Raw genomic sequence first — 23543 nt, forward strand, 5'->3', positions numbered from 1 at the left:
GTGATATCAAAGCGGTCGACTGAGCGAAGGAGCCTGCGGTAAGCCCAATCCGAGTTGTCCCGTCAGATATTCCACTGCTTGGTGTGCGCCCGCGCGAATGGCAAAGGTTATGGCGTCATGACCGGCATTGTTTTTCTTCGCGACGTCCGCGCCTGCTTCGACGAGCCACCGCATTAAGTCGTCTCGGTTCAAACCACTGGCTATCATCAAGGGCGTGATGCCGTTGTTATCGGCTGCATTGACATACTGCCTGCAGGCTTCGTCGGGATTGGCTGACGTTCTTCTGAGGACCTTGAGCAGTTCCTGAGCGCACATGAGCGAGCCGTCGTCGATAGCGGCTCGCAGCGGAGTTATCCCAGCGGAATCCGCCAAGGTAACGTCCGGATTGAGTCGCAACAACATGTCCAACATGAGGCTCTTTTTTCGAATCGACCATAGCACCGGAGAACTGCCGTCGGGGTACCTGGCGTTGATATTCGCTCCCGCTGCATGCAGCTTGTTCATCAGCTCGACGTCGAGTTGCTCCAGGGAGAGCATGAAGGGAGTCAGTCTGTCTTCATTGCGTATTTCGAGGTTGGCTTCGTGTTTGAGCAGGATTGCGACCATAGGCATATGCCTCCTTTTCCCAATTGCCAATATCAGTGCGGTCGAGCCATAGTTGTCTCTGGCATTGACGTCGGCGCCTATCTCAAGCAGAGCCGTAGCCGCTGCCATGTTGCCTGCCGCTGTCGCGATCAGCAACGCCGTTTTTCCTGAAAGCGTATTGACAGTGGGGCGGGGGCCGCGGTTCGGGGGCGGTGCTACATGGATGGAGCGTGCTTCGAGGTTCGCGTGGTACTTATGCAGCACGCGAATGACAGCCGCTTTATTGGACTCCGCTGCCAGCATCAATAGCGTGTATTTACGGCGATCAGTCACGGCAATATCGGCGCCTGCCTGAATGAGCGCCTCTACCGCGTCCGCGTGACCGGCAGAAACTGCTGCTGTGAGCAGTGCATGTCCGGTTTTGCCTCGCACACTGAGTGTCGGATTTCCTTGCAGCAGTTTTTCGATCAGCGAGGCATCGCCAAGTTGTACGGCCCTCTCTAGCAGGGTCTCGCAATCGTAGGGTGTCGCAACGGCGAGGGCGCCGCGCTTAATCAATGCCGCCGCGGACTGGAGTTGGTGGGATTGCGTCGCGAGCCTGAAAGGACTGCACCGCATCAGGAAACTTTTTTTCATCGATGCCCCGGCATCGAGTAGCTTGTCGATTGCCATGATCTGGGCATGTGCGATGGCAAACATCAATGCCGTGAATCCGCTTGTGGGCGTTTCGAACGGGTTCGGATAATCGGGGTCGCCATAGACGGCCAGGCACTTTAGATCCTGCTTTTCAGCGGCGTAAACCGCCTCTTGGATTGACATCGCGTTGTCGTCAACCTCCGCACCGGCGTCGATCAGGTCCTGCATGAGTGTGAGGTGTCCACCGTGTGCGGCAATCATCAACGCCGACAAGCCATTGCGGTCCTGTGCGTCGAGAAATTTGAAGTCACCTGTTTTGTCGCCACGCCGGTGTTTTAGTTCGGCAACCGCCATTCTGGCTAGCCATTCGTCGCCGTTGCAAGTGAGCACATCCTTACCGTCTTTATGATATTGGATCAGATCGGCAGCGGCCTCGACGTTGCCACGATCCGCAGCGACGTGCAGAAGAGTCTGGCCATCATCATTGATTTGGCTGAGATCCAGGCCTGGCGATTTGAGAAGTTCCTTGATAGTCAGCTGGTCGTGATTGGCAATCGCATCGAAGAGCCGGGACTCTGGGCTCATGCTGTCTATTTCTGTATGCTCTAAGTATTCGGTTTTGACTGACGCCGGGTGGTTGGCGGGCGCGAAGTGATCGGAATTGGGCATGTCGATTTCCTCGGAGAATGATGAGTGAGTTACCAGATCATGCCGAAGGTTCCAATGGCGGTAGCCCAATAAAAAACGCCTCGATATCAGAATCGAGGCGTTATTTTTTCACTGTGGAATCAGTACGGCTTAACGCACGGGTTGTGGCGTTGCGCCCACTTCCTCACGCACCTTTGCCACCTGGTCTGCCGTCACGGCCGGCGCTTTATTGCCCCAACTGGACCGCACAAAGGTGAGCACCGACGCGACTTCTTTGTCGGTCAAACGCCAGTCAAAGGCCGGCATGCCGTACTGCGTTGGCGCAGCGGTCGTACCCGGCAATTGCGCGCCCTTGAGCACGATGTGGATCAAGGAGGTCGGGTCCTCCGAGTTCACAGTGGAGCTCAACGCCAACTGCGGGAACGTCTGCTCGTAGCCCTTGCCGGTCGTACGGTGGCAGGCCGCGCAGTTGTTCAGGAAGTCCATTGCGCCTTCGCTGTTGGCTTTGCCGGTGCGCAATGCCACGGAGGCTGCCTCGTCATAGGCCAAGGGTTGGGTCGCATCCTTGTTCACTGGCGAGAGCGTCTTCAGATAGGCCGCGATGGCGTTCAGGTCGGCATCGTTCAGATGCTGAGTACTGTCGGCCACGACTTGCGACATGCCGCCAAACGTCGCAGAGTGCTTGTTCATGCCACCCTTGAGAAAGGCCACGATGTCTTCCTTGGACCAACTGCCCAGACCGTCCGTGGCGTCGCCACGCAGGTTTTTGGCCAGCCAGCCTTCGACGACGCCGCCAGACAGGAACTCGGTGCCATCGGCATCGGTGAGCGCTTTTTCCTGCAAGGCCACGCCACGCGGCGTGTGGCAGGTGCTGCAATGGCCCAGGCCCTCAACCAGGTACTTGCCGCGCAGCACTTCGGCCTGGCCCGCATCGGCCGAAGCACTTGCCGGAGCCGGGGCAGCCTCGACGGGATCTGGCGAGAACATCCAGCGCCAGATACCCAGAGGCCAACGCATGGACAGCGGCCAGACAATGTCGGTGTCTTTATTGGCTTGATTGACGGGCTCTACGCCATGCATGAAGTAGGCATACAAGGCCTTGACATCATCGGGCGAGACCTTGGCATAGGCGGTGTATGGCATGGCCGGATACAGCGAGTGGCCGTCCTTTGCGACGCCATGACGGACCGCGCGGTCGAAGTCTTCCAGTGTGTACTCGCCGATACCGGTTTCCTTATCGGGCGTGATGTTGGTGGAATAGATCATCCCCAACGGCGAGTCGATGCCCAGGCCGCCCGCAAAGGGTTTGCCGCCCTGTGCGGTGTGGCAGGCAATACAGTCGCCTGCGCGCGACAGATATTCACCTTGTTTGACGAGCTGTTGATCCGCCGTATCGGCAGCCCATGCGGAGCTGGCTGCCAGCGCGAGCAGGGCGGTGAGGGTGTGTTTAAGCATGTTCATCTTCGCCGTCCTCTTATGCCTGCACCAAGGGGCGGCCCTGGTTCTTCATGTACTGTTCGCGGATGGCTTTGACAGACCAATAGGCCAGTGCGCCGACCAGGCCGGTGGGGTTGTAGCCCATGTTGTACGGGAACGTGCTTGCGCCCATGACGAACAGGTTGGGTACATCCCAGCTTTGCAGATAGCGGTTGAGCACGCTGTCTTGCGGGCTGGTGCCCATGATGGTGCCGCCGGTCAGGTGAGTGCTTTGGTACACGCGCGTATCCCAATGCGAACCGGGCTTGCGCACGTTGACCACGTACTTCTCCGGATTCATGGCTTTGGCGACCTTTTCGACCTGGCTGCCGACGTAGTCGAGCATCTTGTACTCGTTGTCGTGCCAATCGAACGTCATGCGCAGCAGCGGCAGGCCGTGCGAGTCTTTGTAGGTCGGATCCAGCGACATGTAGGCGTCGCGGTAAGGCATCACCGAACCGGACATGCCGATGTTGAACGAACGCTGATACGCGTCTGCCATACCTGCTTTCCAGCCCGAACCCCACGTGGGCGAGCCTGGCATGGGCGATGCCTGTTTGATGGGGCGTCCGCCGGTGGTGGCTTGGCGTACAACCGCGCCGCCGATGAAGCCCAACGGTGCGTGATCGAATTGATCGGCATTCAGATCATCAAAGGCCCATGCACTGGCACCCGCGCCTTCGAAGGGGTTGAAATAGTTCCCCTTGGGCATGATGATGCGGATGCCGCCGTTCATTTGATAGGCGAGGTTCTTGCCCACGACGCCTTCGCCCGTGGCCGGGTCGTAGGGAGTACCGATACCTGAGAGCAGCATCAAGCGCGTATTGTGTGTCTGGAACGCACACAGAATGACCAAATCTGCCGGCTGTTCGACTTCGCGGCCTTGTGCATCCACATAGGTGACGCCGGTAGCCATCTTGCCGGATTTGTCTACGTTGACCTTGGTGACGTACGCGTTCGTGCGCAATTCAAAGTTGGGTTTCTTCAACAGTACCGGCAGGATCGTCGTCTGTGGCGACGCCTTCGAGTACATGAAGCAGCCGTAGTTTTCGCAGAAGCCGCAGAAATTACAAGGGCCCAGGCGCACGCCGTACGGATTGGTATACGGGCCAGACGCGTTGGAGGCAGGGGCGGCAAAGGGGTGGTAACCGACGTCGCGTGCAGCTTTTTCAAAAAGCGATTGCGCGTAGGTCTGTTGCAGCGGCGGCAGCGGGAATTCGTCCGTGCGCGGGCCTTCCAAAGGATTGCCGCTTTCCTGAATTTTGCCGTTGATGTTGCCGGCTTTGCCCGAGGTGCCGCAGACTTTTTCGAAGAAGTCGTAGTGCGGCTCCAAGTCTTCGTAAGTGACGCCGTGGTCTTGCAGCGTCATGTCCTTCGGGATGAAGTCTTTGCCGTAGCGTTCTTCGGTGCGCGTGCGCAGAACGAGTTCTTCCGGCAGGTTGCGGTAGTGCATGCCGTTCCAGTGGAAACCCGCGCCGCCCACGCCATTGCCCAACAGGAACGAGCCGTGTTGGCGATAGGGCACTGCGGTTTCGCCCAGGCTGTGGCGGATGGTCACGGTTTCCTTGGACAGATCCTGGAACAGCTTACCGCGCACTGAATACGCTAGCTCGTCCAAGACTTTTGGATACTCTGCATCATTGGGCGTGTCCTGCATGGGTCCGCGTTCCAATGCCAGCACTTTCAGGCCGTCATTGGTGAGCTCTTGGCCCATGATTGCGCCGGTCCAGCCGAAACCGACCAGCACCACATCAACTTTTTCTTTCTTGATAGATGCCATGGTGTTAAGCCTTTTCGCCAGAGATAGAAACAGGGCCGTACGGATACTTCACATTGCCCTGGGCAGGCCAATCCATGAATTCGCCGCGTGCGCCGGGAAAACCGATCATCTTCCAGCCCACCATGCCTTTGTTGCCGCCATACTGTGGATCGGCGAAAAAACCTTCTTTGGTGTTGGACCACAAGAAACTGAAGAAAGTCTTGGAGGGGACTTTTTCGAACTTGATCTTGCCGGTTTCCAGGTCTCTGAGGACTTGTACTTGAGTGGATTGATCCAAGCTGGCGTAGGCTTTGCCGAATTGTTTTTGGCAATACTCATTACAGGATGAGATGCCGTGGCGGTACATGTCGCGCGGGGGCACATTCAGCTGGTAGCCGTAAGTCGGATCCACATCGGGGTGAAATGGGCCCTGCATGTACCAGAGCTTGCCATGGCCGAACGGGGTTTCCATCTGACGATCGATGAATTCGGGGACTCCCGCAGCAATGGCGCCCGGGCCGAGTTCGTCGGCCGGGATCAAATGGTCTACCGCTGCATTGATGAATGCCCACTCGTCTTGAGTGAAATAGGTAGGGCTGTATGTTTTTTTTGCTGAGCCGCTTTCGGCTTCGCTGGCCTGGGCCGTTTGCGTGACGGCGACACTGCTGGCCAAGGTAGACGCGGGAACAAGCGCGATAGCCTGCTGCAGGAATCGTCTGCGAGGCCGGATTTCTTCTGTCATTGAGACTCTCCGAGGTTTACGTCTGCTGTCTCGATCAGGCGGAGAACATGCATTCTTGAAAACACGGCTACGAGCTTGAGACAGCATCAGTGATGGCAGATGACCATTCCTCTTTTGGGTAATAGAGGACACTGATCTTTGCATTATGCGCTCTCAGTGCAACTTTAAATTGCAATCTTGAGTCGACAACTCGGATTTCAGGACTTCGTAAAGTTATATCTGTAAATTCCGAAAACCCCGATATTGTTTGACGATTTTTTCACCGCAATTCCTCTGCGCGGTGAGCGTTCCCACGTCTACATATATGGCCGCACACGTGGCCAAAAATGCAATAAGGAATGACGTGGAACTATAGCCGGCGCTTCGCCACCTATACGGACATTCATCACAGCAGTCACATTTTCGATAGACATATGCATTGAGGCGATACGCGTCAATACACGATGGTGTGCTATCGGAATGTGGAGTGCATCGAGTCGCATGCGTGCTCGAGCATCAAAAGGGAAAAAATGTTCCGTAAGATCAGATTCATCAGCATTGCTGCGTTTGCTTCCATCTTGGCCACCGGTTGTGCGACGGAGCGTTCACAAGCTGTGGCCGTTCCAACGGTCGCCTCGGCGGGTTCCCCATATCAGGGCGTGCGCAGCCCGATCTCGGTCGGCAAATTCGATAATCGCAGCGATTATCTGCGTGGTGTTTTTTCGGATGGAGTGGATCGCCTCGGAGGCCAGGCCAAGACGATTTTGATCAGTCATCTGCAGCAGACGGGACGATTCCAGGTGATGGATCGCGAAAACCTCACCGAAATCACTCAAGAAGCCGCGTTCAACAAGCAAGCGAACCGCATCCAGGGCGCGCGTTATGTGGTCACTGGCGATGTGACCGCGTTTGGTCGGAAGGTGACTGGCGATCATCAGCTCTTTGGCATCCTCGGACGCGGCAAAGAGCAAGTGGCTTATGCCAAGGTCGATCTCAATGTAGTGGATGTGGTGACATCCGAAGTCGTCTATTCCGCCGCCGGCGCAGGCGAGTACCGCTTGTCGAATCGCGAAATCGTCGGCTTTGGCGGCACCGCCAGCTACGACTCCACTCTCAACGGAAAAGTGCTCGATCTGGCCATACGGGAAGCCGTCGACAAACTCGTGTCCGGCATTGAGCAAGGCACGTGGCAGCCCTCTAAAAACTGATCGTCGAGACAATCATGCTGAATCAATCGAGCAGGGCTTGGTGTCACGCCCCAGGATCGGTACGTCTATTGCAGATAGGTCTTCGCCTCTCGGCTGCTTGTGTGGCGGGTGGGGTGTTGGCGGCATGTGTGCAAGCCCCCAAGCACATGTACAACTGGAAAAGCTATCAGCCCGCCGTATACGCCTATCTGAATGACGAGGGCGTGGACTACGCTGCCCAGGCCCAAGACATGGAGCTGAACGTCGAGACCGCTCGCTCATCGAACACGGCTTTGCCTCCGGGCTTTCGCGCCCATTTGGGCTTGCTGTATTTAAAACTCGGTGAAGACAGCAGGGCGGTGGAACAGCTGCAAGGAGAAAAACTCGCGTTTCCTGAGTCGACCTCGTTCATGGATTTTCTGATGAGGAATCTGTCGCCAGTATCGGCAGCGCCACAGAAGGGCGAGCCTGAGCCCATCGACACGGACCCGAACGGCGGGACGTCAGGACTGAAAACCGTCAAAAAAGAAGGAGCCTGACGATGATGACAGGTCTATTGCGCGGACTCGCTTGCGGGCTGATTCTGATGCTCTCGGCTTGTGCCGCGCCACAGAGTAATGTGGACTACGCGGCATTTCGCGAAAGCAAGCCAGCGTCTATCCTGGTTTTGCCCGTGCTGAATATGTCGGTCGAGCCTGCCGCATCTGCCGCTGTGTTGGCACAGGCGACGTTTCCACTGGCAGAGTCTGGTTATTACGTGGTGCCGGTCGCTGTGATGGAGGAAACCTTCAGACAGAATGGCGTGGCTTCTGCTGACGATGTTCATGGCTTACCGGCGTCTAAACTCAGGGACATATTCGGCGCCGACGCCGCGTTGTATATGACAGTAAAGCAGTATGGATCGAGTTACCAGGTGTTGCTCAGCACGACCACTGTCGAAATAGACGCGACGCTGATTGATTTGCGTAGCGGAACAAAATTGTGGGAAGGGTCCAGGACCGTCGTTCACAGCAACAACAATAGCGGTAGCGGAATCATCGGTATGTTGGTACAGGCCGTCGTAGACCAGGTCGTCAATACGCTATCCGATCGCAGCTATGACGTTGCCGGGATGGCGGACAATCAACTGCTTAGTGCAGGCCAACCCGGTGGCATACTGTATGGGCCGCGGTCGCCACATTATGAGATGCAATAAGGCACTGCTGATCGAATGGCGACGTGTATCAGCGCTCGCAGCCTTGGACTGATTTAAGGCAGTTCTGCCGTCTAGGGGCGATGTCAGCGTAATATTCCGACTGGACACATCTACCAAGTCCTTTTCGGATGGATTGCTACTGATATGCGTCGTCTTTCGTTCGTGCTCGAAACCAGGCGTTGGCGTGGCCTGATGCGTGTTTTTTGCGGTGTCGCCCTGCTGATCACTGCGGCAGGATGCGCCACTCAGGGCTTTAAATCCACACCGCGCAGTACCAGCGACGTAAACGCAGACCTTCTACGGATGCTGCCAACTCAACTATCCGACCGGGAAGGGTGGGCGCGGGATATTGCCGTTTCCTTTACCGCGCAAGGGCTGGATCCGAGCCAAGAAAATCTATGCGCCGTGGTGGCAGTGACGGCGCAGGAGTCGACATTTCAAGCAGATCCCGCAGTGCCGGATCTGCCTAATATCGCCAAGCGGGAAATCGAGCGTCGCACGCAGGCCATGCATCTGCCCGGTTTCCTGGTCAACGCGGCATTAGGGCTGAAATCCCCCACAGGAAAAACGTACAAACAACGGCTCGATACGGTACGTACGGAAAAACAACTGAGCGAAATCTTTGATGATTTCATAGGCATGGTTCCGATGGGCCGCCAATTGTTTGGCGGCCTGAATCCCGTGCATACGGGTGGGCCCATGCAGGTGAGCATCGAATTTGCGCAGACGCATGCGCAGGACTACCCCTATGCCGTCGAGCATTCAATTCGACGTGAGGTATTTACTCGGCGGGGCGGAATGTACTTCGGGATCGCACATTTGTTAGGGTATCCCGCGCATTACGACTCGGTGCTGTATCGCTTTGCCGATTTCAATGCAGGCTGGTACGCCAGTCGAAACGCGGCTTTTCAGGCAGCGGTGAGTCGCTTGTCAGGCATCGACCTGGCGTTGGATGGCGATCTGTTGATAAACGGCGCGATCGATCCTAGTAAAACCGAGCGCGCGGTCCGCGCGATCCGACGTCAGCTGGACATTAACGAAACCCGGATTCGCCCTGAGCTCGAAAAAGGAGACAGTCTGGAGTTCGAGGAAACAGATCTCTACGAACGGGTCTTCGAGTTGGCGGACAAGGATGCAGGCAAGCCATTGCCGCGCGCGGTGTTGCCCGGCATCAAATTGGAAAGTCCCAAGATCACTCGAAACTTGACTACCGCCTGGTTCGCCAATCGTGTTTACGACCGTTGGAAGCAGTGCATGTCCCGCGCCGGGCGTTCATAGCAGAAGCGTTCAGCCATCGCGCTGCGACCGTCGTTGGCTGCAGCGACGGTTGGCCATTATGCGGCCGTAGGCGCAATCGCGAGCGGGCTCAGTTCATCGGCCTGGCTGGCATAAATGGAGAGCGCGGTCTGGCCGTTCCACCAATACACGCGCGCTACGGGGACGAGGCGCGCGATCTCTACTGCCTGGGCAAGTTCGCTTTCGATGTAGTGTGTGTGAAAACCTGCCATGAGCGCCTGAGCCTTGTGCTGTGCGGTCTGTTCGGGGCGATATCGGGTTTCGTCACGCATGGCGAGCGGGCCATGAAATCCATGGCGGTCCAGCCACCCTTGGGTACGTGCGCGGTCTTTTTCGGGGCGGCCCGTGATGATGGGGAGGTGGCGTAAATCCCGCCCCGGGAGGATCGCGCTGGGCGCGAGCGCGTCGCGCTGTGATAGTGCGCCTGCCAGATCGGATTCGTATACATGAGCGGGAACGTCTGGCAACAAGATGCCATCGAGATCGATGGCCCAGGATGCATAAGTATCGGCGGCGCGATCAGGCAGGTTTCCGGTGGCGCCATACGCGGGAGTGATGGATTCGCGTTCCCAGGGAAACCAGGCGCGAAAACCGTCGGGGATCTTGAAACCGAAATCGGGCCGTATCCGCGATTGATCGTCGTGAGCGAGCGTGAAGACATGCAGCTTGTATCCGGCGTTCGACAGAAAATCGATGCTGTCCGACAGTGTCGTGCCACGTCCGGCGATGTCTTCTATCAGCAGCACGTGAGCGCCTGCGAGCGGAGTCTGCGATGTGAACCAGGAAACGTCGCGCGTGCGGCGATCGTATGAGAGCGCGTACATGGGCAGATCCAATGCCGTGCTGGCCACGAGCGCGGGCGCCAAGCCTCCTCGTGCAATCGCCACGATCGCGTCGAAGGCCATGTCGCGCCATTGCGGGATATACGCAGCGACAGCCTGTTCGACACGGGCATAGTCGTAGGGGAACAGGGCAGGGGAAATAGACATGGCAGATCAGGTGACAAAGGAACGCGTGGAAATTTTGCCACAAACCTGAATGGACGGGTATGGTGCTGCGCAGCGACGTCATACCCGTGGGGCGTGGGTGCGCATGCACCACATGCATGCCACGCACTCGCTGGTCCTGGCTGCTCAAATCAATGCTTGGCGAGCGGCCTGCAGGCGGTGCAGCGTGATTTTCCGCACTTCGGCCTTGCTGATCTCGATATGGGATTTCAGCATGCGTATGGCTTCGTCGGCTCTGCGTGCAAGGATGGCGCGGAGGATGGCGCCGTGCTCCTGATACGTCGCGTCGACGCGATAGTCTTTGGTGAAATCGAGTTGGCGAATGATGCGGATTTTCTCTGTGACGTCGCGGTGGATGCTGGCCATCTCCGGATTGCCGGCTGCGGCAACCAAAGAACAATGAAAGGCTTCGTCCCGTTCGGCGACCTGTTTGCCGCTACGCAAGCGTTCATCGGGTGGCACCAGCCAGAATTGTTTGAGCGCGGAGAGCTCGCCGTTGCTGTCCATGTCTTGCAGCCCGCACAGACGGGTGACGGCGGCTTGCTCCAGCACGATGCGCACATCGTACAGCGCTTCGAAGCGTTCGAAATCAAACGGATGTACGCGCCAACCACTGCGTTGGCGCAGCAGGACGAAGCCTTCCCGTTCGAGCCGGTAAAGCGCTTGCCGCACAGGGGTTCGACTGACGCCGAGGCGTGCAACCAGATCGCTTTCGGTGAACTCGTCCCCGGGCAAGAGGCGGAACTCGAAGATATCGCGCTTGATGAGTTCGTAGGCTTGCCCGGCGAGGGTGATGCCGGAGGGATGGGCAGCAGAGGCCGGGGATAGCGTGGTCAGGCTCAGTCGCATATCAAGAGGCCGCATACTGGATTTCGCCATCGATGGGGTTGCCGTCTTCTTCCGCGAGGGATGGGATGGCTCCGGTATCAATGACCACCAGCATGTCTCCGCTATTGACGGGTTTGCCCTGTGTGCAGCGTATGGCGGTGATCGTGCCGTTGAATGCCGCCTTGATCGACAGTTCCATTTTCATGGCTTCGACAATGACGAGTGTGTCACCGGCCTTTACGTATTGGCCCACACTGACGGGGATCTTCCACACGTTGCCGCACAGATCGGCCGATACGGCGCGTTCGGTATCAGAGAGCGCCAGGGCTGTGTCGTCAGTGATCTCGGGCTCGACGGTGATGGACTCTTCTGCTTGCCACAGTGCGACTTCCGATTCGAATGCTGCCTGCTGTGTTGCTTTAAAGGCCTTGATGTCGGCGGCATGTTCGGCCAGAAAGCGCTGGTGTGCCGCAAAATCGAAATCCTCTTCCTCGATGCGCAGTGTGGCGCGACCCTCGCGGAAGTCCTCGCGTAGCGCGGTCAGCTCGTCCTCAGAAACTGGGTAAAAGCGCACTTGATCGAAGAATCGCAACAACCACGGCTCGCCATTCTGGAACATGGGGTTCTTCAGGAACTTGTTCCAGATAGGCAGTGTGCGGCCGACGAGTTGATAGCCGCCGGGGGAATCCATGCCGTAGATGCACATGTACACGCCACCGATGCCTACGGTGCCTTCGGCGGTAAAGGTGCGTGCCGGATTGTATTTCGAGGTCAATAGGCGGTGCCGCGGATCGATGGGCACCGCGCAGGGAGCGCCCAGGTAGACATCGCCCAAGCCCAGGATGAGGTAGCTGGCATCGAAGACGATACGGCGTACGTCGTCGCGTGACTCGAGCCCGTTGATACGTTGAATGAAGTCCACATTGTTTGGCAGCCACGGCGCATTGGCACGTACGGTTTCTTGATAGCGCTGTACGGCGCCCAAGGTGGCGCTGTCCTCGAAAGCCATCGGCAGATAGACCACCCGTGTCGGAATCTTCAGGGTCGAGACGTCGGGCAGCGTGTCTTCGATCTGTAGCAGGCGCTCGATTAATGCGTGTTGGCTGATCAGGTGGCTGTCGTACTGGATTTGCAGCGAGCGCACGCCGGGCGAGAACTCCAGAATCCCTGTAACGGGGGTTTCGGTGAGAGCTTGCATCAACAGGTGCACGCGCATGCGCAACGCCAGATCCAGAACGTTGTCACCATATTCCAGCAGCAGATAGCTGTCTCCTGCCTGCCGATAAGTGATGAGCGGTCGCGAGTCCTTGGCGGGTAGCCGAACCAGAATGGGCGACGAATCGCCTGGCAATTCCGGTGATGACGAGGATGTCAAAGCCGTCGTCATTGGGTGCGCTGCCGATGGCGATGCCGATTTACCGCTCTGGCCAACGAGTGCGGTGACGGCGGGTGTGCTGGCTGCGAGCGTTGCGATCGCGGCCTCTTGTTGCGCCTGTAACGCCAGAGCATCCTCGATCGTCAATGGGATAAAGCGAATGCGATCACCCGGGCGGACTTGACCGACTTTCCATAGCTCGGCTTTGGCAATGGTGACAGGACACACGAATCCACCGAGGCTGGGGCCATCTCGGGTCAGGATGACCGGACTGTCTCCGGTGAAATTGACGCTGCCAATCGCGTATTCGCAATCGTGAATGTTGGACGGGTGCAGACCGGCCTCGCCCCCGTCTTGCCGGGTCCAGACGGGTTTCGGGCCGAGCAGGCGTACGCCGAGCCGATTGGAGTTGTAGTGCACCTCCCAATCGGCGGCAAAGAACGCCGTTATGGATTCTGGGGTAAAGAAATCCGGGGCGCCATGCGGCCCGAGCAGTACTCCGATTTGCCATTGCGTGGGATAGTCGGGTATCAGCGCCGGATCGAGTGCAGACGGCGTTGCATTGGGGGCTGGCGTCAGGCTGGCAGGCAGTTCCGGTTGGGCTATGGGCAACATGTCGCCGACGCGCAGGCAACGCCCCGCATGACCACCAAACTGGCCTAGCGCAAAGGTGGAGCGGCTGCCCAAATAGGAGGGCACGTCCAAGCCATTGCGGATGGCCAGATAGCTGCGGCAACCCGAAAGCGCGCGGCCTATGACGAGGATCTGGCCCGGGCGTACGTGCAGCGGTTGCCACATGGCGACAGGCTGATCATCCAGCCATGCATCCATCTTTGCGCCGGTCAGCGCGATGACCGCATCGGTGTGAAATTTCAGGGTGGGACCGATGAGCGTGCATTCCAGGCCTGCCGCCTCGGCAGCATTACCGATGATGCGGTTGGCCAACTGGAATGCATAGTCGTCCATCGGGCCGGAGGGAGGCACACCAATATTCCAATAGCCCACCCGTCCGGGATAGTCTTGGACGCTGGTATAGGTACCGGCTTCTAGGATTTCGATGGCGGTGGGCTGGAAATCAAAGTTATCTAAGAATCGCGTGGAGAGCGCACCCGTTTCAAAACGGGCGTCTGCCGTGATTTGACGCAGAAACTCCAGGTTCGTGGCGATGCCGTGCAATTGCGTATTCGCCAGCGCATCGCGCAGTTTTCCCAGGGCCTCGGTACGATCGGAGCCATGCACGATCAGCTTGGCCAGCATGGGATCATAGAAAGACGCGACCTCTGTACCGGTTTCCACCCAGCCGTCCACGCGCGCCCCGGCCGGAAATGAGACGTGAGTCAGTACCCCGGGGGACGGTTGGAAATCGCGAACGGGGTCTTCGGCATAGAGGCGGACCTCGATCGCGGCGCCTGAGGGCGGGCGTTGCAAAGCCGCCCAATCCAGCGTATCTCCAGCCGCGACACGCAGCATGCATTCGATCAGGTCCAGGCCCGTGACAGCCTCGGTGACGGGATGTTCGACTTGCAGGCGAGTGTTGACCTCCAGAAAGTAGAACGCGTCACGGGCACTGTCGTAAATGAATTCGACCGTACCGGCGGATCGATAGGAGACAGATTCGCCCAGCATGACCGCAGCGCGTAGCAAGGCCTCTCGCGTGGCCGTTGGTAACCCCGGCGCAGGTGTTTCTTCTATGACCTTTTGGTTGCGGCGCTGGATGGAGCAATCGCGTTCGCCCAGAGCGACGACCTTGCCCAGGCCATCCCCGAAGATCTGCACTTCAATGTGGCGTGCCTGGTCGACATAGCGTTCCAGAAAGGCGCCGCTATCGCGAAAAAAAGTCTGTCCCTGATGCTGTACCGCGCTATAGGCGGTGGCTAATTCGTCGGCGTTGGCGCAACGTGACAGGCCGATGCCACCACCGCCGGCGGTACTTTTCAGCATGACGGGATAGCCGATATCCTCCGCTTTGGCCAAGGCTTCGGTGACATCACTCAGCAGGCCCGTGCCTGGTGTCATCGGGACGTGGGCGGCCGCGGCGAGTTCGCGCGCGCGATGTTTCAGTCCGAACTCGCGCAGTTGCGCTGCTGTCGGGCCGATGAATGCGATGCCGGCGATGTCGCATGCTTCAGCGAATTCAGCGCTCTCGGAAAGAAACCCATAGCCTGGAAAGATGGCTTGTGCACCGGTGGCTTGTGCTGCTTCCAGAATACGGTCGATGCGCAGATAACTGTCGGAGGCTTTATCTCCGCCTAGTGCTACGGCGACATCGGCATCGCGGACATGGGCCGCATTGCGATCCGCGTCAGAGTAAACGGCAACGCTTTTGATGCCCAGACGCTTCAATGTGCGGATGGCCCGCACGGCGATCTCGCCGCGGTTTGCAATGAGTACGGTATGGAACATATTGGTTTTCCCCTTGGAGTACTGCTGAGCGATGGGCCTTCGCACCCGTGGACGCCGCGATGCGCGTTTTATTGCGTGGCGGTGTTTTTCAGATGATCGAGATAGGCGCGCCAACCTCCGAACTCGGTGATATCGCGCGCACCGGCGATGCCGCATGGCTCGCAGATAAATCCTTTGACGAGACGTCCGTCTGCGAGCTCGAGCGTGCCTATGCCTAGCGGTGGCGGGATTTCCGCCACGAACTCACCAAATGCCGTGTGGGATAGTTCCCAAAGTTCCAGAGCGATAGCGGCGCCGTCGCTGACGCGAGCCATGCCGGGCTTGGCTGGCGTGCTGTTGGCCAGGGCATAGAGGCGGTATGTGGGCGCGCTGTGCGTGGCCTCGACAAATCGTGCATGACGTGAGGTCAGTTGATGATTCAGCGGCATGCCGCGCAGATGCGCACCGACTACAGCCACCGTTACGGTCTGAGGCGCACCGGCCGGCGTGGCGGCCGCGGCTGGTGCGGCGTTCGATTTGAACCGTCCGGTAGCGCCCAGGGTGCCAGACTGCCTGTCTTCCCAGCGACGGCCCAGCTCGGCGAGGATGCGATCCTGCCAAGCCAGTCCGATCAATGTGATGCCGCTCGGCAGTCCATCTGCGCGCAGTCCGGCTGGCACTGCCAGCGCGGACAGATCTGCCAGATTGGTGAAATTGGTATAAGTCCCCAGCCGCGTGTTCAACGCAATCGGATCCTCGCGCAACTGCGCGATGGTATAGATGGACGGGGCAGTGGGCACGACCAATGCATCGAAGCCGGACAAGGCTTGCTGAATCGTGCGTGTCAGCGCCGCGCGGCGGTATTCTGCTTCGAACGTGTCGACTGCGCTGTAACGGGCGGCTTGTTCGATAATGCTGCGTACAACGGGATCGATCTCATCAGGCGCGCGTTCGTATAGTTCGCGTACGGCGGCGTAGCGCTCGGCGACCCAGGGGCCTTGATATAGCAGCTCGGCCAGTTCCCGAAACGCGGAATAGTCGATGGGCTCGAGTGTGGCGCCCATGTCCTGCAGCGCCTGCAACGCCTCTTCATAAGCGGCCTGCGCATGGGCATCGCCATAGAACTCGAGCTGGGCGGGTATGGCGAGCCGTGGTTCGCGTGCCAGATGAGCAGGCATGGCCGGCGCGGGGCGCGAGTACGGATCCTGGGCATCATAGCCACCAGCGATCGTCGCGATGCTGTCCGCGTCGGCTACGGTCAGGGCGAAGATCGACACGCAGTCCAGCGTGCGGCAAGCCGGTACAACGCCGCGCGTGCTGAACCAGCCTTTGGTAGGCTTCAGGCCGACGATGTTGTTAAAGCCCGCCGGAACGCGGCCGGATCCTGCGGTGTCAGTGCCGAGAGAAAAAGCCGCCAGCCCACGCGCGACAATGCTGGCCGAGCCTGAACTGGATCCGCCGCTGACATAGGCAGGATTAAACGTGTTGGGGACAGCACCATGCGGCGAGCGCGTGCCGACGAGTCCGGTCGCGAACTGATCGAGGTTTGTTTTGCCGATCAGAATGGCGCCGGCGGCGCGCAAGCGCCGCACGATCTCGGCGTCTTCCGAGGCGGTGTAGGCGTAGGCGGGGCAGGCCGCAGTGGTGGGCCAACCCGCGGCATCGATGTTGTCTTTGATGGCAAATGGCACACCATAGAGCGGCAGGCGCGTCAGCTCGCCGTCGACTGCTGCCAACCGCTGGGCGAGCGCATCCAGCTGACTATTCAGTCGAACGCTGTCGGCGCAGCAGATCCAGGCCGGGTCGGTCGGATCAAGATCGGCGATGAGCTTGCCCAGCAGTTCAGCAGGTTGAGCGCCATGTATGCGATAGGCAGCTTGCCATTCGGCCAATGTCCAGCCTTTGGGTTGATCGATGACAGCGTTGCGGTCCATCCCGGAATCCTCGTGGGTATACAAGTCCTTCATCTCAAGCAATCAACGTGCCAGTTATCGAGAATCGGCTTTAAACCCAATAGTGGCGCGGGTTCTGAAGGGTCGAGGTGTTGTGGGAGGATGGGGGTAGGACGAATTGGTCGGTGCATGAAATCGGTGCGAGCGCACTCCTATCGCGCATCGATGCACCGTTGTCGCGCATTTTTTTATGCGCTCATGCGCGTCGAGAGACACCGGCAGCTTGTGTGACTACGTTGATGTACAGGGCATATGGCTCGACAGCCCCATGGCTGCATCGTTTGACTGCCTGCGCAGTACACCTCGCATTTGAATTGGCATAGGAATTGCTTGAGTCTCGAGGCGCTTACTGCCAAGGCGAAGTGCTTTCGAGAGTTCGCCGCGAAGCTGACTGCAAGCCGAGGGCGAGGTGTAAGGGGTTTGTTCGTTGCACAGGCAGATTACGCCGGCTAGTCCGGTTCAAAGAAAAGGATCCGAACGATGAAACGCAGACTTGTACTGAAGCAATTTACCGCTGCCAGCGTGCTGGCCATGGCTGGCTGGATGCCATCGGTGTGGGCCGCGGACACGATAAAAGTAGGCATCTTGCATTCCCTGTCCGGCACGATGGCGATTTCCGAGACGTCGTTGAAAGACGTGGCCTTGATGGCTATCGAAGAAATCAATGCGCAGGGCGGTGTACTGGGTAAAAAGTTGGAACCCGTGGTGGTGGACCCTGCTTCGAACTGGCCGCTGTTTGCCGAAAAAGCGCGTCAGTTGCTCACGCAAGACAAGGTCGCCGCGGTGTTTGGGTGCTGGACATCGGTGTCGCGCAAATCCGTATTGCCGGTGTTCAAGGAACTGAATGGCTTGCTGTTCTATCCCGTGCAATACGAAGGCGAGGAACTGGAAAAGAACGTGTTCTATACAGGTGCTGCGCCCAATCAGCAAGCCATTCCCGCCGTGGAATATCTGATGAGCGAAGACGGCGGCGGTGCCAAGCGCTTCGTGCTGCTGGGCACGGATTACGTCTATCCGCGCACGACCAACAAGATTCTGCGTGCGTTCCTGCATTCAAAAGGCGTGAAGGATGAAGATATCCAAGAGGTCTACACGCCATTTGGGCATTCCGATTATCAAACCATTGTGGCGGACATCAAGCGTTTCTCGACAGGGGGGCGCACTGCGGTGGTATCGACCATCAACGGAGACTCCAACGTCCCGTTCTATAAAGAATTGGGTAATGCCGGCCTGAAGGCCACCGACGTACCTGTAGTCGCATTCTCGGTAGGCGAAGAAGAACTGCGCGGTGTCGATACCAAGCCTTTGGTAGGCCATTTGGCCGCGTGGAATTACTTCGAATCCATCAAGAATCCGGCCAATGCAAAGTTCATAGAAAAATGGAAGGCCTACGCCAAAGCGAAGAATCTGCCCAACGCCAACACTGTCGTGACCAACGATCCGATGGAGGCCACGTATATCGGCATTCATATGTGGAAGCAGGCGGTGGAGAAGGCAGGAACAACCGATGTGGATCCTGTGATCAACGCCATGGCGGGTCAGACATTTGATGCGCCGGACGGTTTCAAGATTGAAATGGACAAGACCAATCATCATTTGCACAAACCGGTTTATATCGGCGAGATCAAGGCTGATGGTCAGTTCAATATCGTCTGGAAGAGCAAAGGCCCCATCCGCGCCCAACCGTGGAGCCCCTACATCCCTGGCAACGAAGGCAAGCAGAATCTGTGAGCCAACGGGGATAAACGATGAGATGCAGCGCATTTTTTATACGGTTCCTGCTCGGTCTGGTTCTGGTCTGGATGTCGGGTTTGTGGGTTCCGGCTGCCAGTGCAACTGGGCTGGATCCGGCGCTGCTTGCGCCTTTGGCCGGCGATGACACTGATGCCAAACTGGAGGCCATCACCCGTCTCGGGACTGAGGCGTCGCCACAGGCTACTGTGGTGCTCGATGCGTTGGCGAATGATCGCTTGTATGTCACCCCCGGGGCGCAGTTATTGGTCGAAACCTCTTCGGGTGCCGTCGACGCGATAACGGGAGAGCCGGTTTCTGCCATGCCGGCGCAGGCCGAGACGGTGTCCGTGAATAATCGCCTGCGTCGTGCTATTGCTGCGGCCTTGTCAGCGGCGCGCTTGCATGCAGCGGACCCTGCACAGCGTTTGGCCGCGGCCAGGGGCCTGCAACGTGGCGCCGATGCGGCGGTCCTGCCCACGCTCGAAAAAGCGCTGGCCGATGAGCAGAACGCCGAGGTAAAAGCGGCCTTGGCGATAGCGGTTGCCGCACTGCATTTGAAGAGCGATACCGCATCGCTGCGCATTCAGGCGGCCGAGACATTGGGTAATACCGGCAATGCTGCATTCCGTCCGGTACTGCAGGCCGTGTTGCAACAGGAGGCGCAAGGCGTGTATGCCGAGCCCGATGCTGAGGTACGAGCGGCTGCGACAACCGCCTTGCATCGTATCGAACGCCATCTCTCCATGCTGGAGTGGATCGGGAACCTGTTCTATGGCGTGAGTTTGGGCAGTGTGCTGTTGCTCGCTGCGCTGGGGTTGGCGATCACGTTCGGCCTGATGGGCGTCATCAATATGGCCCACGGCGAACTCTTGATGATAGGGGCATACGTCACCTATGCCGTGCAGGCATTGTTCCGGTCCTGGTTTCCGCAATGGCTAGACGCCTATGTGATTGCGGCGATGCCTGTGGCCTTTGTGGTGACAGCGTTGGTGGGGATGGCGCTGGAACGCACGGTGATACGGTGGCTGTATGGCCGGCCGTTGGAGACTCTCTTGGCGACGTGGGGAATCAGCTTGATGTTGATGCAAGCGGTCCGTACGCTGTTTGGCGCGCAGAACGTCGAGGTCAGCAATCCCTCGTGGATGAGCGGCGGCGTGACTGTGCTGGGCGGTCTGGTGTTGTCCTATAACCGTATCGCCATCATCATTTTTGCGATTCTGGTCGTGGCATTTGTCTGGACCTTGTTGAACCACACGCGATTGGGCTTGTTTGTGCGAGCCATCACCCAGAATCGCCGCATGGCCGATTGTGTTGGCGTGCCCACAGGGCGCGTGGATATGTTGGCGTTCGGCCTGGGGGCAGGAATCGCAGGGCTGGCTGGTGTTGCCTTGTCTCAACTCGGTAACGTGGGGCCGGATCTGGGGCGAGGCTATATCGTCGATTCATTCATGGTGGTGGTGTTGGGCGGCGTGGGTCAATTGGCCGGCACGGTGGTTGCCGCCTTGGGGCTGGGTGCCGTCACGAAATTCCTCGAGCCGTATTCCGGCGCGGTCATGGCCAAGATTGTGATTCTGGTGCTGATTGTGCTGTTCGTGCAGAAACGTCCGCAAGGTTTGTTTGCACCGCGAGGCAGGAGCGCAGATTGACTATTGACTTCACTGAGCCAGGCAGAGGCGCACCATGACTCACGCATCGGAGCAAAGGATGAATTCTGCAAGTTCGAGAGCCGGCGAGTTATACACGGCCGCGTTGCGCCGGCCGTTGTTCAGTCCCAAGGCGTGGATCGCATTGGCGGTGGTCACCATGGTGCTGGCACTATTGCCGCTGCTGAACCTGATGTTTCCCTCGGGACATACGCTGCACGTTTCGGCTTATGCCGTGGCGTTGCTGGGAAAGTTCATGTGCTATGCCTTGGCGGCGTTGGCATTGGATCTGGTGTGGGGCTATGCCGGGATTCTGTCATTGGGACATGGACTGTTTTTCGCGCTAGGCGGTTATGCGCATGGCATGTATTTGATGCGCGCCATTGGCCAGGATGGGGTGTATCAAAGCAACGTGCCTGATTTCATGGTGTTCCTGAACTGGAAGGACTATCCCTGGTACTGGGCGTTTACCGAGCATTTCTGGTACGCCATGCTGCTGGTGGTGCTGGTGCCGGGCGGGCTCGCATTTTTGTTCGGCTATTTCGCGTTTCGTTCGCGCATCAAGGGCGTTTATTTTTCCATCATCACCCAGGCGCTGACCTTTGCTGCCATGTTGCTGTTCTTTCGCAACGATACGGGGTTTGGCGGGAATAACGGTTTTACCGATTTCAAACGGATCCTCGGTTTCGATATCACGGCGCCGGGTACGAGGGCCACCTTGTATTGGGTGACGTTGGCAGTGTTGCTGGGGGCGTTGGTATTAGCACGCGCTGTCACCCAGTCCAAATTGGGTCGAGTGCTGACAGCGGTGCGCGATGCGGAAAGCCGTGTGCGGTTCATTGGTTATGAGCCGCTGGGGTTCAAGCTGTTTGTCTGGACTTTGTCGGCTGTGATGTGCGGGATCGCCGGTGCGTTGTATGTGCCGCAGGTGGGCATCATCAACCCCGGTGAAATGTCGACGGAGAATTCGATCGAAATGGTGATCTGGGTGGCAACGGGAGGGCGCGGCACGCTGATTGGCCCGATCATCGGGGCCGGTACGGTCAATGGTCTAAAGACATGGTTTACCAGCGTGTTTCCGGAGTTCTGGTTGTATGCCTTGGGATTGATCTTTGTGTTGGTGACGCTGTTTCTGCCGCAAGGGATCGTAGGGTTGGCGCGTCGCTGGATGACACGCCGTCAGGAGCGTGCGATATGAGTGCTGAGTGGCAGGCATTGCATCAGGCCGATGCAGAGGGGCCGAACGATGACGGAGGCCCCAGCGGGCAAGCCTCGTATGGGCGAGTCAATCCCAGAGGTGTCGATACTACGCACGGTGCGATCTTGTATCTGGATGGCATCACGGTCAGCTTTGACGGGTTCAAGGCCTTGAATGACCTGACCTTGGATATCGGCGTGGGAGAGCTGCGTTGCATCATCGGTCCTAACGGGGCGGGCAAAACCACCATGATGGACGTCATCACGGGCAAGACGCGCCCCACCGCCGGATCCGCGTTTTTTGGCCAGAACATCGATCTGACGACGCTGAACGAAGCACAGATTGCCCATGCAGGGATCGGCCGCAAGTTTCAGCGGCCTACGGTTTTCGAGCAACACACGGTGCTCGAGAATCTCGAACTGGCGATGAAAACGGATAAGCGCGTACGTCCCACCTTGTTTTCCCGGTTGACGTCGGAGCAAGCCGACCGTATCGCGCAGACCTTGGCGCTGATTCGGTTGACGGATGAGGCGTATCGCGTGGCAGGCCTGTTATCGCATGGGCAAAAACAGTGGCTGGAAATCGGCATGTTGTTGATGCAAGAGCCGCAGCTGTTGCTGCTGGACGAGCCGGTTGCAGGCATGACCGATGCTGAAACCGAACGTACAGGCGAACTGCTGCATGAATTGCGTGGCCATCATTCTTTGATGGTCGTTGAGCACGATATGGATTTTGTCTCGAGAATCGCCGATGGAGGCAAGGTGACCGTGCTGCATGAGGGGGCAGTGCTGGCCGAAGGAACGATGGCGCAGGTGCAAGCGGATGCGCGGGTTATTGAAGTGTATCTAGGGCGCTGATTTCCTGCGGGCCTTATTCCGCTATCACTAGTCCTATTGCTATCACCGAATGCGCAGCGGTTCGCCGCATGAATCCCGAAAGGAAGCCAAATGTTGGAAGTTCAAGCCATTGATCAATACTATGGCGGCAGCCATACGCTGCGCCAGGTGTCATTATCCTTGCAACAAGGCGAATGTCTGGGCCTCTTGGGACGCAACGGCGTAGGCAAAACGACCTTGCTCAAATGTCTCATGGGCGTGTTGCCCATCGCTGGAGGCAAAGTCATGTTTGAGGGGCTGGATATTTCCCGGTTATCCCCGCACAAACGGGCAGCGCTGGGAATCGCGTATGTGCCGCAGGGCCGCGACGTGTTTGCGCGGTTGACGGTCGAGGAAAACATCATCATGGGAATGGCTCGCTTTCCGGGCGCACGGGCGCGCCGCGTCAAAGACGAGATATTCGAACTCTTTCCTGTGCTGAAAACCATGCTGGGACGCCGCGGCGGAGACCTGTCGGGCGGGCAGCAGCAGCAATTGGCTATCGCACGCGCGCTGGTGGCCGAGCCCCGGCTGATTATTCTGGACGAGCCTACCGAGGGAATTCAGCCATCCATTATTAAAGACATCGGCCGAGTGATCCGGTTACTGCGCGAGCGCGGCAATATCGGTATCTTGCTGTGCGAGCAATATTTCGATTTTGCGCGCGAATTGGCCGACCATTTCGTCGTGCTATCCCGCGGCGAGGTAGTCGCGCACGGGCCGCGCAGCGAGATGGACGGCGAGGACGTACGGCGGCATTTATCGGTATAAAGGGCGGTGGAGTGCCGAGAGGCGAGCAGGCTCAGATTCAAATGCATAAGCCTGTTACATCGTTTCTTGGTACCCTTCAGGGCGGAGATTTTTTTACCGCCGGGCCGCCCCAAGGTAAAAACGCCCCCTCGGGGGGCAGCAAGCCGAAGGCGCGGCGTGGGGGTATTCTTCTACCGCCGGGCCGCCCCAAGGTAAAAACGCCCCCTCGGGGGGCAGCAAGCCGAAGGCGCGGCGTGGGGGTATTTTCTCCTTTTAGCCACTTATTCCGATACTTT

At 58.3% G+C, this 23543-nt stretch carries 17 protein-coding genes; 9 read left to right on the forward strand and 8 right to left on the reverse strand.

What is annotated here, in order from left to right:
* Window positions 1-6: 6 nt before the first annotated feature.
* The 4 genes from CAL20_RS01875 to CAL20_RS01890 form a co-directional block, all read right to left on the reverse strand.
* Window positions 7-1890 carry an ankyrin repeat domain-containing protein gene (locus CAL20_RS01875; protein WP_094837031.1) on the reverse strand — a complete coding sequence of 628 codons (1884 nt, stop codon included), beginning with the start codon at window positions 1888-1890 and terminating at the stop codon, window positions 7-9.
* Between the two features lie 129 nt (window positions 1891-2019).
* The gene (locus tag CAL20_RS01880) at window positions 2020-3324 is read right to left on the reverse strand and encodes a c-type cytochrome (protein ID WP_094837067.1); all 1305 of its coding nucleotides are present in this window, start codon (window positions 3322-3324) and stop codon (window positions 2020-2022) included.
* A 19-nt stretch (window positions 3325-3343) separates the two neighbouring features.
* Window positions 3344-5125 (reverse strand): GMC family oxidoreductase, encoded by a 1782-nt coding sequence (locus CAL20_RS01885; protein ID WP_094819574.1) that lies wholly within the window; start codon window positions 5123-5125, stop codon window positions 3344-3346.
* 4 nt (window positions 5126-5129) lie between these two features.
* Window positions 5130-5846, reverse strand: coding sequence for a gluconate 2-dehydrogenase subunit 3 family protein (locus CAL20_RS01890; protein WP_094819575.1), 717 nt, complete (start codon window positions 5844-5846; stop codon window positions 5130-5132).
* Between the two features lie 509 nt (window positions 5847-6355).
* Here CAL20_RS01890 and CAL20_RS01895 point away from each other — a divergent pair.
* From CAL20_RS01895 to CAL20_RS01910, 4 genes are all read left to right on the forward strand, one after another.
* Entirely contained in the window at window positions 6356-7033 is a 678-nt protein-coding gene (locus CAL20_RS01895; RefSeq protein ID WP_094837068.1) for a CsgG/HfaB family protein, read from the forward strand.
* A gap of 14 nt (window positions 7034-7047) precedes the next feature.
* Window positions 7048-7551, forward strand: a complete 504-nt coding sequence (locus CAL20_RS01900; RefSeq protein WP_094819577.1) for a DUF4810 domain-containing protein — start codon at window positions 7048-7050, stop codon at window positions 7549-7551.
* 2 nt (window positions 7552-7553) lie between these two features.
* Entirely contained in the window at window positions 7554-8207 is a 654-nt protein-coding gene (locus CAL20_RS01905) for a DUF799 domain-containing protein (RefSeq protein WP_094819578.1), read from the forward strand.
* A gap of 144 nt (window positions 8208-8351) precedes the next feature.
* Window positions 8352-9485, forward strand: a complete 1134-nt coding sequence (locus CAL20_RS01910; protein WP_094819579.1) for a DUF1615 domain-containing protein — start codon at window positions 8352-8354, stop codon at window positions 9483-9485.
* Window positions 9486-9541: 56 nt separating this feature from the next.
* Here the strand turns inward: CAL20_RS01910 and CAL20_RS01915 are convergent, their stop codons facing one another.
* The 4 genes from CAL20_RS01915 to atzF all read right to left on the reverse strand — a co-directional run bounded on the left by CAL20_RS01915 (window position 9542) and on the right by atzF (window position 17029).
* On the reverse strand, window positions 9542-10492 hold the full coding sequence (locus tag CAL20_RS01915) for a phosphoribosyltransferase (RefSeq protein ID WP_094819580.1): 951 nt from the start codon (window positions 10490-10492) through the stop codon (window positions 9542-9544).
* A 144-nt stretch (window positions 10493-10636) separates the two neighbouring features.
* Window positions 10637-11359 (reverse strand): GntR family transcriptional regulator, encoded by a 723-nt coding sequence (locus CAL20_RS01920; RefSeq protein ID WP_094837032.1) that lies wholly within the window; start codon window positions 11357-11359, stop codon window positions 10637-10639.
* Window position 11360: 1 nt separating this feature from the next.
* Window positions 11361-15116, reverse strand: a complete 3756-nt coding sequence (uca, locus tag CAL20_RS01925; RefSeq protein ID WP_094837033.1) for an urea carboxylase — start codon at window positions 15114-15116, stop codon at window positions 11361-11363.
* A 68-nt stretch (window positions 15117-15184) separates the two neighbouring features.
* Window positions 15185-17029: an allophanate hydrolase gene (gene atzF, locus CAL20_RS01930; protein WP_094837034.1), complete on the reverse strand. Its 1845-nt coding sequence runs from the start codon at window positions 17027-17029 to the stop codon at window positions 15185-15187.
* A gap of 498 nt (window positions 17030-17527) precedes the next feature.
* On the opposite strand from atzF, the gene urtA reads away from it, so the two are divergent.
* The 5 genes from urtA to urtE all read left to right on the forward strand — a co-directional run bounded on the left by urtA (window position 17528) and on the right by urtE (window position 23268).
* Entirely contained in the window at window positions 17528-18778 is a 1251-nt protein-coding gene (gene urtA / locus CAL20_RS01935; protein ID WP_094819584.1) for an urea ABC transporter substrate-binding protein, read from the forward strand.
* A gap of 17 nt (window positions 18779-18795) precedes the next feature.
* Window positions 18796-20427 carry an urea ABC transporter permease subunit UrtB gene (gene urtB / locus CAL20_RS01940; protein WP_094837035.1) on the forward strand — a complete coding sequence of 544 codons (1632 nt, stop codon included), beginning with the start codon at window positions 18796-18798 and terminating at the stop codon, window positions 20425-20427.
* A gap of 58 nt (window positions 20428-20485) precedes the next feature.
* Entirely contained in the window at window positions 20486-21622 is a 1137-nt protein-coding gene (gene urtC, locus CAL20_RS01945; RefSeq protein ID WP_094837036.1) for an urea ABC transporter permease subunit UrtC, read from the forward strand.
* Window positions 21619-22479 carry an urea ABC transporter ATP-binding protein UrtD gene (gene urtD / locus CAL20_RS01950; protein ID WP_094819587.1) on the forward strand — a complete coding sequence of 287 codons (861 nt, stop codon included), beginning with the start codon at window positions 21619-21621 and terminating at the stop codon, window positions 22477-22479. The genes urtC and urtD overlap by 4 nt, the downstream gene beginning before the upstream one ends.
* Before the next feature lie 90 nt (window positions 22480-22569).
* Window positions 22570-23268 carry an urea ABC transporter ATP-binding subunit UrtE gene (gene urtE / locus CAL20_RS01955; protein ID WP_094837037.1) on the forward strand — a complete coding sequence of 233 codons (699 nt, stop codon included), beginning with the start codon at window positions 22570-22572 and terminating at the stop codon, window positions 23266-23268.
* Window positions 23269-23543 lie beyond the last annotated feature (275 nt).

The organism is Bordetella genomosp. 4 (assembly GCF_002261185.1).
In the GTDB taxonomy this organism is placed as follows: Bacteria; Pseudomonadota; Gammaproteobacteria; order Burkholderiales; family Burkholderiaceae_B; genus Bordetella_A.

Excerpts from the sequence above, each read along its gene's own strand:
- CAL20_RS01875 (WP_094837031.1), bottom strand. The coding sequence starts at position 1,890 with ATGCCCAATTCCGATCACTTCGCGCCCGCCAACCACCCGGCGTCAGTC.
- CAL20_RS01880 (WP_094837067.1), bottom strand. The coding sequence starts at position 3,324 with ATGCTTAAACACACCCTCACCGCCCTGCTCGCGCTGGCAGCCAGCTCC.
- CAL20_RS01885 (WP_094819574.1), bottom strand. The coding sequence starts at position 5,125 with ATGGCATCTATCAAGAAAGAAAAAGTTGATGTGGTGCTGGTCGGTTTC.
- CAL20_RS01890 (WP_094819575.1), bottom strand. The coding sequence starts at position 5,846 with ATGACAGAAGAAATCCGGCCTCGCAGACGATTCCTGCAGCAGGCTATC.
- CAL20_RS01895 (WP_094837068.1), top strand. The coding sequence starts at position 6,356 with ATGTTCCGTAAGATCAGATTCATCAGCATTGCTGCGTTTGCTTCCATC.
- CAL20_RS01900 (WP_094819577.1), top strand. The coding sequence starts at position 7,048 with ATGCTGAATCAATCGAGCAGGGCTTGGTGTCACGCCCCAGGATCGGTA.
- CAL20_RS01905 (WP_094819578.1), top strand. The coding sequence starts at position 7,554 with ATGATGACAGGTCTATTGCGCGGACTCGCTTGCGGGCTGATTCTGATG.
- CAL20_RS01910 (WP_094819579.1), top strand. The coding sequence starts at position 8,352 with ATGCGTCGTCTTTCGTTCGTGCTCGAAACCAGGCGTTGGCGTGGCCTG.
- CAL20_RS01915 (WP_094819580.1), bottom strand. The coding sequence starts at position 10,492 with ATGTCTATTTCCCCTGCCCTGTTCCCCTACGACTATGCCCGTGTCGAA.
- CAL20_RS01920 (WP_094837032.1), bottom strand. The coding sequence starts at position 11,359 with ATGCGACTGAGCCTGACCACGCTATCCCCGGCCTCTGCTGCCCATCCC.
- uca (WP_094837033.1), bottom strand. The coding sequence starts at position 15,116 with ATGTTCCATACCGTACTCATTGCAAACCGCGGCGAGATCGCCGTGCGG.
- atzF (WP_094837034.1), bottom strand. The coding sequence starts at position 17,029 with ATGGACCGCAACGCTGTCATCGATCAACCCAAAGGCTGGACATTGGCC.
- urtA (WP_094819584.1), top strand. The coding sequence starts at position 17,528 with ATGAAACGCAGACTTGTACTGAAGCAATTTACCGCTGCCAGCGTGCTG.
- urtB (WP_094837035.1), top strand. The coding sequence starts at position 18,796 with ATGAGATGCAGCGCATTTTTTATACGGTTCCTGCTCGGTCTGGTTCTG.
- urtC (WP_094837036.1), top strand. The coding sequence starts at position 20,486 with ATGAATTCTGCAAGTTCGAGAGCCGGCGAGTTATACACGGCCGCGTTG.
- urtD (WP_094819587.1), top strand. The coding sequence starts at position 21,619 with ATGAGTGCTGAGTGGCAGGCATTGCATCAGGCCGATGCAGAGGGGCCG.
- urtE (WP_094837037.1), top strand. The coding sequence starts at position 22,570 with ATGTTGGAAGTTCAAGCCATTGATCAATACTATGGCGGCAGCCATACG.